Raw genomic sequence first — 16,664 nt, forward strand, 5'->3', positions numbered from 1 at the left:
CTGGCTGCGCATGCAGGCCGACTATGTCACCCAAAAGGGCGAGGTACGCACCGTGCACTTGGCCGATGGCAGCACGGTGGAGCTGGATTCCGCCAGTGCCATCCGCCTGGATTACGACGGCGTGCAGCGGCGTATCAGCCTGATCCAGGGCTCGGCGATTTTTGATGTGGCGCCGATGGTGGGTCAGGAGACCCGTCCGTTCGTGGTACAGAGCGCCGGCGGGCAGACGCGGGCGCTGGGCACGCGGTTTGTGGTGGAGCGCGAGGCCGACCGCCGTGCTTGGGTGGGCGTGTTGCAGCACAGCGTCGAGGTGTCTTTGCACGCTTCGCCGAAAAAAGGCCCGAGCGATCGGGTGCTCCAGGAGGGCCAGGCTGCTAGCTACAACGCCCAGGAGGGGGTGGTGCCCCTGGATCAATTCGATGTAGACCGTGCCACCAGTTGGCGACGCGGCGTGCTGATCTTTGATCGCCAGCCCCTGGCCAAGGTTATTGAGCAGCTCAATCGCTACCGTCCGGGGCGGGTGGTGTTGACCCATTCCGATTTGGGCGAGCGCGAAGTCAGCGGCGTCTTCCGTCTCGACATGCTCGACAGCGCCCTCGGAACGCTCACCCAGGAACTCCAAGTGCAACGCTTGGACCTGGCAGGCCTCAGCCTGATCTATTGATGACCCGGTGGGAGGCCTGCTCTCACCCGCTTAAAACCCCCTGCGCAAAAACTTTTTAAAAAACCTTACTGACTTCCTGCGCCTCGTACGTCTTGCTAGGTGAGAAGCATTCGCATAAACAAACATACGATCAGCGCAGGGAAACCAGAAATGTCAGCACTCACCAAGGGGCGTATCACCGGTAGCCGGTTAGCCCTGGCCATCCACTTGGGGCTGTTCGCCGCGGCCGCTCCCGTGTATGCGGTGCAGCCTCAGGTGGACGCTTCCCAGTCGGCGGTGCGGGTGTTCGATGTCCCGGCGCAATCCTTGGGCAGTGCCGTATTGGCCTTTGCCGACCAGGCCGGTCTGCAGGTGCTGTTCGACAGCCCGCGCCTGCAAGGCTTGAGCAGCACCGCGCTCAAAGGCAGCTTCAGCGTGCAGGAAGGGCTTGGCCGTTTGCTCGGTGCCACGCCGGTGGAATATCGCTTTACCGGTGAGCGCCAGGTCACCCTCAACCGTGTCAGCGACGACCACGACGGCGCCATGACCGTGGGCACCACCACCATCACCGGCAACACCAACGGCCAGGCCAGCGACTGGGTGTACCAGACCCCAAAGTCCGTGGCGGTGATCAGCCGCGACATGATCGATAAACGTCCGCCCCGTCATGCCGCCGACATGCTCGAAGAAACCGCCGGCGTCTACACCGCCGTCAACCAGCGCGACCCTGGTCTGTCGGTGAATATTCGCGGTGTGCAGGACTATGGCCGGGTGAACATGAACATCGACGGCATGCGCCAGAACTTCAACGTCAACGGCCACCAGCAGCGCAACGGCACCATGCTGATCGACCCGGAGTTCATCTCCAGCATCGAGATCGACAAGGGCAGCCAGTCGGGGCAAGGCGGTGCGGCCGTGCTGGGCGGCATTGCTTCGTTCAAGACCCTGGATGCCAGTGAGTTCCTCAAGGACGGCAAGGACTACGGCGGCCGCCTTCGCGCCGGCAGCGGCATCGGTGAGCTGGGTAACGGCACCGACTTCAACGGCAGTGGCGTGTTTGCCTTTGGTGATGAGCGCGGCGATGTCGTGCTGGGCTACAGCGAGCGGCATTTCGGTAACTACCGCGCCGGCAGGCACAACGACGACAACCTGGGCACCAACCTGCGCGCCAGGTCATCTGCCCCTGCGGCCTTCGACGACTGGTTGAACAGCGAAGTCGGCGACACCGGCAGCGTGACCCGCTCGCAGATCGTCAAGTTCGGCCTGAACCTGCCCAACGACCAGCGCGTGCAGTTGAGCTACCTGGAAACCGACACCGACAGTAACGATGCCTGGGGCTATATCGCCAACGACCTTCAGAGCACCTACTACGTACGCACCAGCAAAAACAACCTCAACGCCAAAAACGTCGCGCTGGACTACAGCTATAGCCCGGACAACCCGCTGATCGATCTCAAGGCCAAGCTCTATTACGTCACCACCCAGATGGATCGCAGCAACGCCCCCAACCTGTCGTCGCCAGGTACCGGTAACTACGTCGGCGCCTACACCGATCACTTTCAGACCGACACCTGGGGCCTGCAGGGTGACAACACCTCGCGGTTTGATTTTGGCGAACAGGGGCATGTCACCTGGAACTACGGGGTGGAGCTGTATCAGGACGAGTTCAAGCCCCGCACCAACAAAGTTGAAGCCACCAACAACCTGGGCTTGTTGCCTTACGCAGAGGGCAGCACGCCAGGGGGCAAACGCACCATCGCCAGCCTGTTCAACAACGCGCAGTACGAATATGGCGGCTGGCTGGCCCTGGATGCGGGCTTGCGTTATGACCGCTATCGGCTCGAAGGCGAAACCGGCATGACCCTGTACCGGCGTGATCGCTTCTACAACAGCCTTGTCGGCGCCAGGCGTGTCTCGGAAGTGATGGAGGTCGACCGTGAAGAAGGCCAGTTTTCCCCCACCTTCGGTCTCGCGGTGAAACCGGGCGTGGACTGGCTGCAGCTCTATACCCGGTGGGGCAAGGGCTGGCGGCCACCGGCGGTGACCGAAACCTTCATGACCGGCCGACCCCACGGTGGCGGTTCGGGAGAGCGCGTATTTCCCAACCCCTACCTCAAGCCTGAAGAGTCACGGGATTGGGAAGTGGGCATGAATGTTTTCAAGGAAGGCTTGTTTTTCAGTGACGATCGCCTCGGCATGAAGGTGGCGTACTTCGATACCCGGATCGAAAACTTCTCTTTCCTCAACACCAGCGTCAGCTTGCCGGAAACCCAGGTGGGTGGATTCCTCGGGACCATGGCTTACGTCAATAACACCAACCCGACACGTTTTCGCGGGGTTGAATACCAGCTCAATTACGACATGGGCCGCGCGTACGCCAACCTCAGCTACACCCACATGATCGGCAGCAATGAGTTCTGCTCGAAGAACTATTACATGGGCGGTGCCAAGACCACCGGGCCAAGGACTACTCGCCTGGAGCGTTTCACCCTGCCGGATGGGCGCATCGGCATACGGCCGGTCACCACCTATGAGGTGTTGGATGACGACGTCGCCAACAACAAGGAAAGCTGCGGGCGAATCATGGGTAACGCCACGTACATGCCGGCCGATCGCGGCTCGCTGACCCTGGGTACGCGCTTCCTGGAAAAACGCCTGGATACGGGTGTGCGTGTGCGCTACAGCTCGGGCAACGGCGAAAACCTCAATCAGCAGGGCTACGAGCTGATGGATCAGGCGATGTGGCCCAAGTACACGCTCTATGACCTGTACGCCAGTTACTGGATGACGGATCAACTGAACATTGCACTGGCGTTGGAAAACGCCACCGATGAAGCCTATTTCGTCGCCATGGGCGACGCCAACAACCTCAGCCTGGCGCGCGGGCGAACCCTGAGCGGCATGTTGGAATACAAATTCTGATCAGCGTGCGCAGGCACCTGATCAACGGTTTTGCCCATGGGTGGGCAAAAAGGCGCGCCGCACCGGCGTGCTCATCAACAACGTTGTTTAACGAGGTTTAGCGATGACTATTTCTGTTAGCTACGATTCGGGCCTGGGTTCTCTGTCGGTATCAGACTACCTGAGCTCCTGGGCAGTGGGGTTCAACACTGCAGGGCACGGCACCAGCAACACCGGCGGTTTCAGCAACGGCACCCTCAGCGGCGACCAGTATTCGACCCACGGCGCCAACAACTCCGAGTACGCGTTCATCGCCGACAGCGACACCAGCAATGGCCTGCACTATGTGTTCAACCCGTCGTTGCCCGCCAGCAGCAACCTGAACCACTACCTGTGGGGCGACCTGGATAACGTGCAACTGGGTACAGGCCTGGGCGGCGGCAGTGGCAGCGACTTCTCCCTGAGCGACTTCAAGGTCGCGTTCAACGGCCTCGACCTGAGCGCCGCCGAGGGCGCCGGCCGGGCTGGCAACGACGTACAGAGCGTGATCTACGGTTTGATGCAGGGCAACACCGCCGCGCTGGAAACCGTGCTCAACAACCTGCTCGACGACTTCGGCCTGTCCACTGCCAGCACCTTCGACGAAGTGTCTGCGGGCCTGGCGGCACACGCCAGCGCAGTGTCCACCGATGTTGCCCTGGTGGGCGTGCAGGACGTGGCACAGGACTGGGCACTCGCTGCCTGAACCTGCTGCTGCATGAAAAAGCGAATGGAAGATCGCTCTCCCATTCGCTGCATTACACCGCCGTCGCCCAAGCCTTCTAACTCTTCCGGCGACGGCGGTGCCGAATTCTGCGCAGCGTCGTATCGGCTGTCAACGCGGCGACGCTGCACGTTCAACCCCACGAGAATCCCCAGATGCGCCACGCCGGCAACGAAACCCTGGCCGCCCTCACGGCCTATAAAAGTGGCTTCTTCAACATCGGCCTGTTCTCGGCGGTGATCAACCTGCTGATGCTGGCCCCGGCGTTGTACATGCTGCAGGTGTACGACCGGGTGCTGGCCTCGGGCAATCAGATGACCCTGCTCATGCTGACGTTGATGATCCTCGGCCTGTTCGGCCTGATGGGCGCGCTGGAGTGGGTGCGCAGCCAGGTGGTGATCCGCCTCGGCACGCAGATGGACATGCGCCTGAACCAGCGGGTCTACGACGCCGCGTTCGAAGCGCAACTCAAGGGCGGCACCCAGGCGGCAGGCCAGGCGTTGCATGACATGACCACCTTGCGCCAGTTTGCCACCGGCCAGGCGCTGTTCGCGTTTTTCGATGCGCCGTGGTTTCCGGTGTACCTGCTGGTGATCTTCCTGTTCCACCCCTGGCTTGGCCTGCTGGCGCTGGGCGGCGCGGTGATGCTGATCGCGTTGGCGTGGATCAACCACCATGTCAGCCAGGCGCCGATGGCCGAGGCCAGCCAACTGTCCATCCACGCCAGCCAGCAGGCCACGGCCAACCTGCGCAATGCCGACAGCATCGAAGCCATGGGCATGCTCGCCACCTTGCGCGGGCGTTGGTTCCACCAGCACCAGGCGTTCCTCGCCGAGCAAAACCTGGCCAGTGAAAAGACCGCCGCCGTCACCGCCTGGTCCAAGGGCGTGCGCCTGGCGTTGCAATCGCTGGTACTCGGCCTGGGCGCGTTGCTGGCGGTGCAGGGCGATATCACGCCGGGGATGATGATTGCCGGCTCGATCCTGATGGGGCGGGTGCTGAGCCCCATCGACCAACTGATCGGCGTCTGGAAGCAATGGGGCTCGGCGCGCCTGGCCTACGAGCGCTTGTCGCAGTTGCTGGCGGCCAACCCGGCGCGACCGCCGCGCATGAGCCTGCCGGTGCCCAAGGGCCAGTTGAGCGTCGAGCACATCAGCGCCTGCGCCCCCGGCAGCCGTCGGCCGGCGCTGGTGAACCTGGGGTTCAACCTGCCAGCGGGGGACGTGCTCGGCGTGATCGGACCTTCCGGCTGCGGCAAATCCACCCTGGCGCGGGTGCTGGTGGGCGCCTGGGCACCGCTGGCCGGCAAGGTGCGGCTGGACGGCGCCGACCTGGCCCAGTGGGACAAACAGCAACTCGGCCCGCACATCGGCTACCTGCCCCAGGACATTCAATTGTTTGCCGGCAGCATCGCCGACAACATCGCACGGTTTGCCGAACTGGATACCGACAACGTCCTGGCCGCCGCGCAAATGGCCGGCGTACATGACCTGATCCTGCAACTGCCCCAAGGCTATGACACGCAATTGGGGGAGGGCGGTGCGGGGTTGTCCGGTGGGCAAAAGCAACGCGTGGCCCTGGCCCGTGCGCTGTACGGCCTGCCGGCGTTGATCGTGCTGGATGAGCCCAACGCCAACCTTGACGAAGTGGGCGAGCAGGCGCTGCTCCAGGCCATCACCCAGCTTAAGCAGCAGCGCCGCACGGTGATCCTGATTACCCACAAAGCCAATGTACTGAGCTTGACCGACCAGTTGCTGATCCTCAAGGACGGCCAGTTGCAGGCCTTTGGTCCGACGGCGCGGGTGCTGGAGGCGCGGCAGAAACCGGCAGCCTCCAAACCGGTGTCGACCCTGAGCATGAGCTACCGCCTCGGTGAAGGAAAACAGGCATGAGTATGAGTAAGCCGGTGCTGGTCAGCGACCGCCCTCACACGGTGTTGGCGCTGGATGACAAAAACTATTCGCGCCTGGGCTGGTTGTTGGTGCTCGGCGGCTTTGCCGGATTTATCGGCTGGGCCGCGTTGGCGCCGCTGGACAAGGGCGTGGCGGTGTCGGGCAAGGTCATGGTCTCTGGCCATCGCAAGACCGTGCAGCATCCTGCCGGGGGCATCGTCGAGCGTATCGAGGTGCGTGACGGTGATGTGGTCAACGCCGGCCAGGTGCTGTTGCGCTTGAAGGAGACGCCCTTGCGCGGGCAGATGCAGTCGCTGCGCAGCCAGTACCTGGCGTCCCTGGCCAGTGAGGCGCGCTTGAGTGCGGAAAGCGAAGGTCTGCCCGCCATCACCTTCGGTCCTGAATTGCTCAACGAGCCGGAGGCCGCCAACACCCTGAATCTGCAACGGCAACTGTTCACCAGCCGCGCCCAGGCGCTGGCCACCGAGCAGCAAGGCCTGCGCGAAACCATCGCCGGCGCCGAGGCGCAGTTGCGTGGCACGCGGGATTCCCAGGCGAGCAAGCTGCAGCAACGCGCGGCATTGAATGAGCAACTGCAAGGGCTGCGCGAGCTGGCGCGCGATGGCTATATCCCGCGCAATCGCCTGCTCGACAGCGAGCGCCTGTACGCCCAGGTCGACGGCGCCATTGCCGAGGACTACGGGCGCATCGGCCAGTTGCAGCGCCAGGTCCTGGAGCTGCGCCTGCGCATCCGCCAGCTCGGCGAAGACTTCCAGAAAGACCTGCGCGGCCAGTTGGCCGAGACCCGCACCCGCAGCGACGACCTGCGCAACCGCCTGGCCTCGGCCGAGTTCGAACTGGCCAACAGCCTGGTGCGGGCGCCGGCCTCGGGGGTGGTGGTGGGGTTGGAGGTGTACACCGAAGGCGGGGTGATCAAGCCCGGCCAGGCGCTGATGGACATCGTGCCCCAGGGCGAAGCGTTGTGGGTGGAAGCGCGGGTGCCGGTGCAAATGATCGACAAAGTGCATCCGGGCCTACCGGTGGAGTTGCTGTTCTCGGCCTTCAACCAGGGCACCACCCCACGGGTGGCCGGTGAGGTGACGCTGGTCTCCGCCGACCGCCAGGTCGATGAGCGCACCGACGAGCCTTATTACACCGTGCGCGCCCAGGTCAGTGCGGCGGGCATGCAACAACTGGACGGCGTGCGGATTCGTCCGGGCATGCCGGTGGAAACCTTCATCAAGACCGGTGAGCGTTCGATGCTCAACTACCTGTTCAAACCCTTGCTGGACCGTACCCACATGGCCCTGGTGGAAGAATGAAGGCACTGTTTTTTACCCTGTGCCTGAGCGTTACACCGGCGGCACATGCCTTGGGTTTGCTCGACGCCTACGACCTCGCCCTGCGCAATGACCCGACCTTCCAGGCCGCCATCCAGGAGCGCGAGGCCGGTGAAGAGAACCGCGTGATCGGCCGTGCAGCGTTATTGCCGAACCTGTCCTGGAGCTATAACAACTCGCGCAACGAATCCGAAGTTACCCAAAGCACCGCCGTCGGCGATGTCACCAGCGACCGTGATTACCGCAGCTATGCCTCGACCCTGACTTTGCAGCAACCGTTGCTGGACTACGAAGCCTATGCGCGCTTTCGTCAAGGCACGGCTCAGGCGCTGATGGCCGATGAGCGTTTTCGCGGCAAGAGCCAGGAACTGGCCGTGCGCGTGCTCAGCGCCTACAGCCAGGCGCTGCTGGCGCAGGAACGCATCGAGTTGAGCCGTGCGCAGAAACGTGCGTATGCCGAACGCCTGCAACTCAATGATCGTCTGCTCAAAGGCGGTGAAGGCACGCGCACCGATGTACTGGAAACCCAGGCGCGCTTGAGCCTGGCCCAGGCAGAGGAAATCGAGTCGCTGGACGCCCAGGACAGCGCCTTGCGCGAGCTGGAAGCGATTGTCGGCCAGCCGTTGCAGGTCGAAGAGTTGGCCCCCCTGACCCGTCAATTCGACATCCCGCCGCTGGAGCCCAATCGCTTCGAAACCTGGCGTGAACTGGCCATGGCCAACAACCCCGAACTCAAGTCCCAGCACCACGCGCTGGACGTGGCGTCCTACGAAGTGGAGCGCAAACGCGCCGGGCACATGCCCAAGGTCAGCCTGTACGCCAGCAGCCGCCAGACCAGCTCCGATTCGGAAAGCAGCTACAACCAGAAGTACGACACCAACAGCGTCGGTATCCAGGTCAGCCTGCCGTTGTTTGCCGGCGGGTCGGTATCGGCCTCTACGCGCCAGGCGGCCAATCAACTGTCCCAGGCCCAATACGAGCTGGACGCACATACCTCGGCGACGCTGGTGGAGCTGCGCAAGCAGTTCAACCTCAACACCAGTGGCGCGGCGAAAGTGCGTGCCTACGAGATGGCTGTCAGCTCCGCCACCGCGCTGGTCACTGCGACCAAAAAGAGCGTCAGCGGCGGTGAGCGGGTCAACCTCGACGTGCTCGACGCCGAGCAACAACTGTTCACCGCCCGCCGCGACCTGGCGAATGCGCGACATGCGTATCTGCTGGCCAGGATTCAGTTGAAGTATTACGCGGGGTTGCTGAGTGAGCAGGACTTGCGGGCGTTGGCGGGGTATTTCCAGCCTTCGGCATGAGTGGTTACAACCCGGCATTCGCCGGGTTTTTTGTGGTTACTAATCTGTGAAACAGCTTCGAGACGATGGAGCCGGTTGTCGGGTGGCAGGAGGGAAATTGTTACCTGGCGGAAAATAACCTAACGGATGGGTTACGATGAAAGTAGGGGCCTACAAGGGATATGTCATCTCGGTGTTTATCAGGGACGAGCATTGCCCGCCTCATGTACATGTCAGGGGCAAGGGGTGGGATGCGCGGTTTCGTTTCAGTTTTTTGGATGGGGACGTTGAGTTGTGGGATGTAGAGCCTGAACGGAGGCGGCCACCCACTGCGGTTCTGAAGGAAATACGCGAGGTAATCATGCAGCGACATTATCTGGCACGGGCACGCAGGATTTGGTGGGAAAAACTGCAAACGGTTTGCCTGGAGAACCATTCCTGGAACTGGGACACCAGTGAATTGGTTCCAGGGTTAGTCATTCGACGTGGTGTCTACGTTATCGCAAGCGCCTGGCACGACGCCTTAGCGCAACGGACCATTTTGAATCTGGTAAGAGCGCCAGATTGCGTAGGGATTAATTTATGAAAATCGTAAAAGCCAAAGTCATACCTTATGTACCTCTCACTGACGCCGACGTCGACAAGGCAATCGCCCGTGGCCGCAGGCTAAAGCGCCTGTACGCCAACGCCAGCAATGTGCGTTACGAAAACGATTGCATCTCCATCGGCTTCAGCGACGGCAGCCGCGTCATGTTGCCGGTGGCCGGCCTGCCGGAGTTCGAAGGGTTTTCAGAGGAAGATTTCCAGCAGTTGGAAGTCAGTTTCGGTGGCAAGGCCATTAGCTGTGAGGCCCAGGATCTGGATGTTTCGATCACGGGCCTGATCGCCACAAGCCAGCCGCTGATGGACCTGGCTACCAGCCTGGTAGCATCACGCAACGGTCGCAAGAGCAGCGCTGCCAAATCCGCCGCCGCCCGCGCCAATGGCAAGAAGGGCGGCCGGCCACGCAAGAAGGAACCTGAGGACGCTGAATTACCGCCGGGTCAATAACACCCCGGATTCCATATGGTGCGTCCACGGGAACTGGTCAAACATCGCACACTGGGTAATGCGGTGGGTGTCATGCAGTTGCGCAATATTCGCTGCCAGCGTCTCCGGGTTGCAGGAGATGTACAGGATGTTGTCGAAGCGCCGGGTCAGTTCGCAGGTGTCCGGGTCCATGCCGGCGCGGGGCGGGTCGACGAACACGCTACCGAATTCGTAGCTTTTGAGGTCGATGCCGTGCAGGCGGCGGAATGGGCGCACTTCGTTCAGCGCTTCGGTGAGCTCTTCGGCGGAGAGGCGCACCAGGGTGACGTTACCCACCGCGTTTTCATCGAGGTTGCTCAGGGCCGCATTCACCGAGGTCTTGCTGATCTCGGTAGCCAGCACTTTACGCACACGGGTGGCCAGGGGCAGGGTGAAGTTGCCGTTGCCGCAATACAGCTCCAGCAAGTCATCCGGGCGATCGCCCAAGGCTTCGTATGCCCAGTTGAGCATCTTCTGGTTCACCGTGCCGTTGGGCTGGGTGAACGCGCCTTCGGGTTGACGGTAGCTGAAGGTGCGGCCGCCGACGTCGAGTTTTTCCACCACGTAGTCGTGGCCGATCACATCGCGCTTGCCCTTGGAGCGGCCGATGATGCTCACATTCAAATCAGCCGCCAGCTTATTCGCCGCGGTGTGCCAGTGCTCGTCCAGCGGGCGGTGATAACACAGGGTGATCATCGCGTCGCCGGCCAGGGTGGTGAGGAACTCCACCTGGAACAGCTTGTGGCTCAGGGCGGCGCTGGCTTGCCAGGCGGCCTTGAGCTGCGGCATCAACTGGTTGATGCGCTGGCTGGCGATGGGGAATTCTTCGATCAGGATCGGCGTGCGCTTGTCGTCCTGGGAAAACATCGCGTAGTGGCGTTCACCGCCTTCGCGCCACAAGCGGAACTCCGCCCGCAGGCGGAAGTTCTGCAGAGGCGACTCGAAGACCTGCGGCTCGGGTGCGTCGAACGGTGCCAACAGGTCACGCAAGCGCGTGACCTTGTCTTGCAGTTGAGCGGTGTAGCGTGTGGCGTCAAAAGTCATGCGTTGAACCAGCCCAGCTTGATCACGAACAGAATCGACAGAATCACCAGTGCCGGGTTGAGCTCACGGTAGCGGCCCGAAAGCAGCTTGATGGCGGTCCAGGCGATGAAACCGAAGGCAATGCCGTTGGCGATGGAGTAAGTGAAGGGCATCGCCAGGGCGGTGATCACCACCGGCGCTGCAACAGTAATGTCATCCCAGTCGATTTCGGCCAGGCCTGAGGTCATCAATACGGCGACGAACAGCAGCGCCGGCGCGGTAGCAAAGGCCGGTACGCTGGCGGCCAGCGGCGAGAAGAACAGCGCCAGCAGGAACAGGATCGCCACCACGATGGCGGTCAAGCCAGTACGGCCACCGGCGCTTACGCCCGCAGCGGATTCGATGTAGCTGGTGGTGGTCGACGTACCCAGCAGGGAACCGGCCATGGCGGCGGTACTGTCGGCGATCAGCGCACGGCCCATTTTCGGCATGTGGCCGTCCTTGCCCATCAGCCCGGCGCGCTTGGCCACGCCGATCAGGGTGCCGGAGTTGTCGAACAGGTCGACGAACAGGAAGGCGAAGATCACGCTGACCAGGCCGATGTCCAGCGCGCCCTTGATATCCAGCTGCAGGAAAGTCGGGGCCAGGGACGGCGGCATGGACATCACGCCACCAAACGCGGTGACGCCCAGCAGAATGGAGACGATGGTCACCGCCAGGATGCCGATCAGCACCGCGCCGCGTACGGCCAGGGCTTCCAGCGCAACGATCAGCATGAAGCCGAGGATGGCCAGGATAGGCGCCGGCTTGGTCAGGTCGCCCATGCCCACCAGGGTGTTGGGGTTGCCGACCACGATCCCGGCGTTGTGCAGGGCGATCAGTGCCAGGAACAGGCCGATACCGGCGGCAATCGCCGAACGCAGGGGCAGGGGAATGCTGTTGATGATCCACTCACGGATACGGAAGATCGACAGCAGGAAGAACAGCACCGCCGAAATGAATACCGCACCCAGCGCAACCTGCCAGGTGTGGCCCATGTGCAACACCACGGTGTAGGTAAAGAAGGCGTTGAGGCCCATGCCCGGTGCCAGCGCGATCGGGTAGTTGGCGATCAGGCCCATCACGGTCGAACCGATGGCCGCCGCCAGGCAGGTCGCGACAAATACCGCGCCCTTGTCCATGCCGGTCTCGCCGAGGATGCTCGGGTTCACGAACAGGATGTAGGCCATGGCCAGGAATGTCGTGATGCCCGCGAGGATCTCGGTGCGCACGTTGGTGTTGTGTGCCTTGAGTTGAAACAGCTTTTCCAGCATGCCTGCTCCCTGTGACGCTATGTTGCGTCGTTATTTGTTGACCTCTAAGTCAAAGCACAAACTGCGCCAAGCGCCTGTGGTTCCAGAGAGGATCGGAAAAAGCGGCGCATCATACCAGCAGCCGAGGCTGTGTGGCGCATGGCCTTGAGGCATACTGCGGCGACGTTCAACAGCGGGTCATCGACAGCATGAAAAAAGCCAACGCGTGGAGTCTAGCCCTGATCCCTTGTCTCGGCCTGTGGTTGGGCGCGGCACCGGTGTGGGGCGCGACTGCACCGCCCTTGAGCGAGGTGCGCGTGTTCAAGGTCGAATCGGCGCACTGCACGGAAACCATCCCGGAACGCGCGCAAAGCACCCAGATGTGCACGCACCGTGGGCCCACCCAAGTGTCGGTGATGGAAGTCGGCCTGGGTAACAACCCGGTGGGTCGCTTCAATGGTGCCGAACTGAACGGGCAACGTACGCCCGTGTGCCAGGTCGGCAGCATCAGCGAAGCCTGCAGCGGGACGGGCACGCTGATGGGCTACATCTATGTATTTGACCTGAATGTCCAGGCCCAAGGCTGGTTCGAATACAGCAACTCGTCGATTAACGGCCCGCGGAATACCTTGAAGACCCTGCTCAATATCCGCTGATCAATCAGCTTGAACGCTCAAAAAACCGGGAAGTCGTACCCCTGAGACGGCGACTTTCCTGAACGCCGCGGACGTACACCAACCCGTGAGGTGTTTATGAGCGCGATCCCCAATGGCGCGGCGGCCCAACCGTTCGTCGCCCACTCCATACGCTTGACCCTCAATGGTCAGGACCGCCAACTCGATGTATTGCCCTGGACCACGTTGCTGGACCTGCTGCGCGAGCAACTGGACCTGGTCGGCAGCAAAAAAGGCTGCGACCACGGCCAATGCGGTGCGTGCACAGTATTACGCGACGGCAAACGCATCAACGCCTGCCTGACCCTGGCGGTGATGTGCGACGGTGCCGAGCTGACCACCATCGAAGGCCTGGCCGACGGCGACCAACTGCACCCGATGCAGCAAGCCTTCATCAAGCACGACGCCTTCCAGTGCGGCTACTGCACGCCCGGGCAGATTTGCTCCGCCGTCGGCCTGGTCAATGAAGGCCGTGCCCACGACAGTGCACAGATCCAGGAGCTGATGAGCGGCAACCTGTGCCGCTGCGGCGCCTACAGCAATATCCGCGATGCCATCGAAGAGGCTTTGCCGGCGTGCCGCGCCCAGGGAGGTGAGCAATGAATCCCTTCCAGTACAGCAAACCGGCGGATGTCCACGCAGCCGTGCACCTGAGCAGCGCCGCGTCGCGCTTTATTGCCGGCGGCACCAACCTGCTGGACTTGATGAAAGAAAACATCAGCCGCCCCGAGCACCTGATCGATATCACCGGCCTGCCGCTCAATGAGATTGAACAAACCGCCGAGGGTGGCCTGCGCATCGGCGCGCTGGTGAGCAATGCCGAACTGGCCTGGCACCCGCTGATCGAACAGCGTTACCCGTTGCTGTCCCAGGCGATCCTTGCCGGTGCTTCGCCGCAACTGCGCAATATGGCCAGTACCGGCGGCAACCTGTTGCAGCGCACCCGTTGCTACTACTTCTATGACGCTACCGTGCCCTGCAACAAGCGTGAGCCCGGCAGCGGCTGCCCGGCGCGCACTGGGTTGAACCGTATCCATGCGATCCTTGGTGCCAGCGAACAGTGCGTGGCCACTCACCCGTCGGACATGTGCGTGGCCCTGGCAGCGCTGGAGGCGCGGGTGCATGTCGAAGGCCGAGGCGGCGCGCGGATTATCGAGTTTGCCGACTTCCACCGCCTGCCCGGTGATGCGCCGCAACGCGACAACCAACTGGCCGACGATGAGCTGATCACCGCCATCGAATTGCCCGCCGACCACCTGGCCCGTCACAGCCATTACCTGAAAATCCGCGACCGCGCGTCTTACGCGTTTGCCTTGGTGTCGGTGGCCGCCGCTCTCGAGTTGGACGGCGATCGAATCGTCGACGCGCGCCTGGCCCTCGGCGGCGTGGCCCATAAACCCTGGCGCGACCGTGCGGTGGAAGCCTCGCTGATCGGCCAGGCGGTCAGCCGCGAGACCTTCAGCAATGCCGCCGACGCGGTGCTGCAAGATGCCGAGCCGCTGGAACACAACGGCTTCAAGATCAAGCTGGCGCGCCGCGCAATCATCCGTGCCCTGAGCGACGCCGCCGTCGCAGGAGATCGCCCATGACCGCTATTGGCAAACCCCTGGACCGTGTCGACGGTCTGCTCAAGGTCACCGGCCAGGCGCGTTATGCCGGTGAGTTTCCCGAGGACGGCCTGCTCCACGGCAGTGTGGTGTCCAGCACCATCGCCAAGGGCCGTGTGCTGGCGATCGATGCGTCCAGGGCACTGGCCCTGCCGGGCGTGATGGCGGTTATCCATCACCTCAACCGGCCGAAAATCGCCCGTTACGACGATGCCTTCCAGGATGACGATGCGGCGGACGGTTCACCGTTTCGCCCGCTGTATAACGACCGTGTGCTGTACAGCGGCCAGCCCCTGGCCCTGGTGATCGCCGACAACCTTGAACTGGCGCGACATGCCGGCTCGCTGGTAGCGATCGACTACGCACGGGAAGACTTCGAGACCGACCTGCTCGCCCAGCAGGAACAGGCCCATGCTTCACCGCAGGCGCCGCCCAAGCCGCGTGGCAATTTCCAGGCCGAGTGGGCCGCTGCCGCCGTCAGCCTCGACCTGCACTACAGCACCCCCATCGAACACCACAACCCCATGGAACCCCACGCCAGCACCGTGCTGTATCAGCCGGACGGCACCTTGCATATTCATGACAAGACCCAGGGCCCGCAGAACTGCCAGGCCTATGTGCAAGACGTGTTCGGCCTGGATAAAAGCCAGGTGCGGATCTTCGCCGCATTCGTCGGCGGCGCGTTCGGCTCGGGCTTGCGCCCGCAGTATCAATTGCCGCTGGCGGTGATGGCGTCCCTGGCGCTCAAGCGCTCGGTGCGCGTCACCCTGACCCGCCAGCAGATGTTCACCTTCGGCTACCGCCCGCGCACCTTGCAGCGTTTGCAGATGGGCGCCGCCGCCAATGGTCGCCTGCTGGCGCTGGGGCATACGGCGATTGGCCAGACCTCGCGCTTCGAAGACTTCAGCGAGCACGTGGTGGAGTGGAGCGGCATGCTCTATCACTGCGACAACGTGCAACTGACCTACAAACTGGTGCCGCTGGATGTATTCACGCCCCTGGACATGCGCGCGCCCGGCGCTGCCTTGGGCGTGATCGGCCTGGAGTGCGCCATGGACGAATTGGCCAGCGCCTTGGGCATGGACCCGGTGCAACTGCGGCTGGTCAACTACGCCGAGCGCAACCAGAACGAAGACAAACCCTGGTCGAGCAAGGCCCTGCGCGAGTGTTACAGCGACGGTGCCGAGCGCTTCGGCTGGAGCCAGCGCAACCCGGAACCGCGCAGCATGCGCGACGGCTGCCAGTTGATCGGCTGGGGCATGGCCGGTGGCGTGTGGGAGGCCATGCAGATGAAGGCCAGCGCCAAGGCGCGCATCGACGCCGAGGGCAAGCTGACCGTCAGCAGCGCCACCACGGACATCGGCACCGGCACCTACACGGTGATGACCCAGATCGCGGCGCAGGCCAGTGGCGTGGCGGTTGAGGACGTGGTGTTCCTGCTCGGCGACTCTTCATTGCCCACCGCGCCGCTGCAAGGCGGCTCGTTCACCGTGTCGTCCGTCGGCACCGCCGTGCAGCAAGCCTGCGAAGCGTTGAGCGCGAGGCTGCTGACCATTGCCCGGCAGACTTACCCGGTGTTCAAGGATGCCGAGTCCGTGCGTTTTGAAGACGGCCAACTGCACACCGGCGACGTGAGCGTGTCGTTGGCACAGCTGGTCAAGGACAGCGGTGAAGAGAGCGTGGAAGTCCAGGTCGACAGCGAGCCGGACAAGAAACGCGAGGGCTACGCCACCGCGACCCATTCGGCGGTGTTCGTCGAAGTGCGGGTGGATGAAGACTTGGGCACGATCAAGGTCAGCCGCGTGGTCAGCGCCATTGCGGCCGGGCGGGTGGTCAACCCGAAGATGGCCCGCAGCCAGATCCTCGGCGGGGTGGTGTGGGGCATCGGCATGGCCCTGCATGAAGAGACCCAGATCGACCATCAGTTGGGTCGCTACATGAACCACAGCCTGGCCGAGTACCACATCCCGGTAAATGCCGATATCGGCGAGATTGACGTAGTGTTTGTCGAGGAACATGACGAGATCGTCAACGCCCTTGGGTCCAAGGGCGTGGGAGAGATCGGCATTGTCGGGGTGGCGGCGGCGGTGGCGAATGCGGTCTACCATGCCACCGGCAAGCGGGTGCGAGAGTTTCCGATCACCCTGGATAAGGTGCTCTAGAGCACCTTATCCA

14 protein-coding genes are annotated in these 16,664 nt (G+C 62.8%); 12 read left to right on the plus strand and 2 right to left on the minus strand.

Annotated features, from left to right (window positions below):
* From BFP99_RS15675 to BFP99_RS15710, 8 genes are all read left to right on the plus strand, one after another.
* The coding region (locus BFP99_RS15675) for a FecR family protein (RefSeq protein WP_065947659.1) at positions 1–664 on the plus strand (664 nt) is incomplete at its 5' end.
* A 150-nt stretch (positions 665–814) separates the two neighbouring features.
* A complete protein-coding gene (locus BFP99_RS15680) occupies positions 815–3,565 on the plus strand; it encodes a TonB-dependent receptor (RefSeq protein WP_065924156.1) in 2,751 nt (916 codons plus the stop codon).
* A gap of 103 nt (positions 3,566–3,668) precedes the next feature.
* Positions 3,669–4,289 carry a heme acquisition protein HasA gene (locus tag BFP99_RS15685; protein WP_065924157.1) on the plus strand — a complete coding sequence of 207 codons (621 nt, stop codon included), beginning with the start codon at positions 3,669–3,671 and terminating at the stop codon, positions 4,287–4,289.
* 173 nt (positions 4,290–4,462) lie between these two features.
* Complete coding sequence (locus BFP99_RS15690) at positions 4,463–6,199, plus strand: type I secretion system permease/ATPase (RefSeq protein ID WP_065947660.1); 1,737 nt, start codon at positions 4,463–4,465, stop codon at positions 6,197–6,199.
* Complete coding sequence (locus BFP99_RS15695) at positions 6,196–7,521, plus strand: HlyD family type I secretion periplasmic adaptor subunit (protein ID WP_065947661.1); 1,326 nt, start codon at positions 6,196–6,198, stop codon at positions 7,519–7,521. Before BFP99_RS15690 ends, BFP99_RS15695 begins: the two co-directional genes overlap by 4 nt.
* Positions 7,518–8,846, plus strand: coding sequence for a TolC family outer membrane protein (locus tag BFP99_RS15700; protein ID WP_065947662.1), 1,329 nt, complete (start codon positions 7,518–7,520; stop codon positions 8,844–8,846). The genes BFP99_RS15695 and BFP99_RS15700 overlap by 4 nt, the downstream gene beginning before the upstream one ends.
* Before the next feature lie 136 nt (positions 8,847–8,982).
* Entirely contained in the window at positions 8,983–9,411 is a 429-nt protein-coding gene (locus tag BFP99_RS15705; RefSeq protein ID WP_065924161.1) for a DUF4160 domain-containing protein, read from the plus strand.
* Positions 9,408–9,875, plus strand: a complete 468-nt coding sequence (locus BFP99_RS15710) for a DUF2442 domain-containing protein (RefSeq protein ID WP_065924162.1) — start codon at positions 9,408–9,410, stop codon at positions 9,873–9,875. The genes BFP99_RS15705 and BFP99_RS15710 overlap by 4 nt, the downstream gene beginning before the upstream one ends.
* Here BFP99_RS15710 and trmA read toward each other — a convergent pair.
* Both trmA and BFP99_RS15720 read right to left on the minus strand, forming a co-directional pair.
* Complete coding sequence (trmA, locus tag BFP99_RS15715; RefSeq protein ID WP_065947663.1) at positions 9,858–10,937, minus strand: tRNA (uridine(54)-C5)-methyltransferase TrmA; 1,080 nt, start codon at positions 10,935–10,937, stop codon at positions 9,858–9,860. The genes BFP99_RS15710 and trmA overlap by 18 nt on opposite strands.
* On the minus strand, positions 10,934–12,229 hold the full coding sequence (locus BFP99_RS15720; RefSeq protein WP_053137959.1) for an NCS2 family permease: 1,296 nt from the start codon (positions 12,227–12,229) through the stop codon (positions 10,934–10,936). Before BFP99_RS15720 ends, trmA begins: the two co-directional genes overlap by 4 nt.
* A gap of 188 nt (positions 12,230–12,417) precedes the next feature.
* On the opposite strand from BFP99_RS15720, the gene BFP99_RS15725 reads away from it, so the two are divergent.
* The 4 genes from BFP99_RS15725 to BFP99_RS15740 all read left to right on the plus strand — a co-directional run bounded on the left by BFP99_RS15725 (position 12,418) and on the right by BFP99_RS15740 (position 16,651).
* A complete protein-coding gene (locus tag BFP99_RS15725) occupies positions 12,418–12,864 on the plus strand; it encodes a DUF4879 domain-containing protein (protein ID WP_065924176.1) in 447 nt (148 codons plus the stop codon).
* 96 nt (positions 12,865–12,960) lie between these two features.
* Positions 12,961–13,485: a (2Fe-2S)-binding protein gene (locus BFP99_RS15730; RefSeq protein ID WP_065947664.1), complete on the plus strand. Its 525-nt coding sequence runs from the start codon at positions 12,961–12,963 to the stop codon at positions 13,483–13,485.
* The gene (locus BFP99_RS15735) at positions 13,482–14,471 is read left to right on the plus strand and encodes an FAD binding domain-containing protein (RefSeq protein ID WP_065947665.1); all 990 of its coding nucleotides are present in this window, start codon (positions 13,482–13,484) and stop codon (positions 14,469–14,471) included. Before BFP99_RS15730 ends, BFP99_RS15735 begins: the two co-directional genes overlap by 4 nt.
* Positions 14,468–16,651: a xanthine dehydrogenase family protein molybdopterin-binding subunit gene (locus BFP99_RS15740; RefSeq protein ID WP_065947666.1), complete on the plus strand. Its 2,184-nt coding sequence runs from the start codon at positions 14,468–14,470 to the stop codon at positions 16,649–16,651. Before BFP99_RS15735 ends, BFP99_RS15740 begins: the two co-directional genes overlap by 4 nt.
* The last annotated feature ends 13 nt before the right edge of the window (positions 16,652–16,664 follow it).

Origin of the sequence: Pseudomonas sp. 1 R 17 (assembly GCF_900067035.1) — a bacterium.
Classification (GTDB): domain Bacteria; phylum Pseudomonadota; class Gammaproteobacteria; order Pseudomonadales; family Pseudomonadaceae; genus Aquipseudomonas; species Aquipseudomonas marginalis.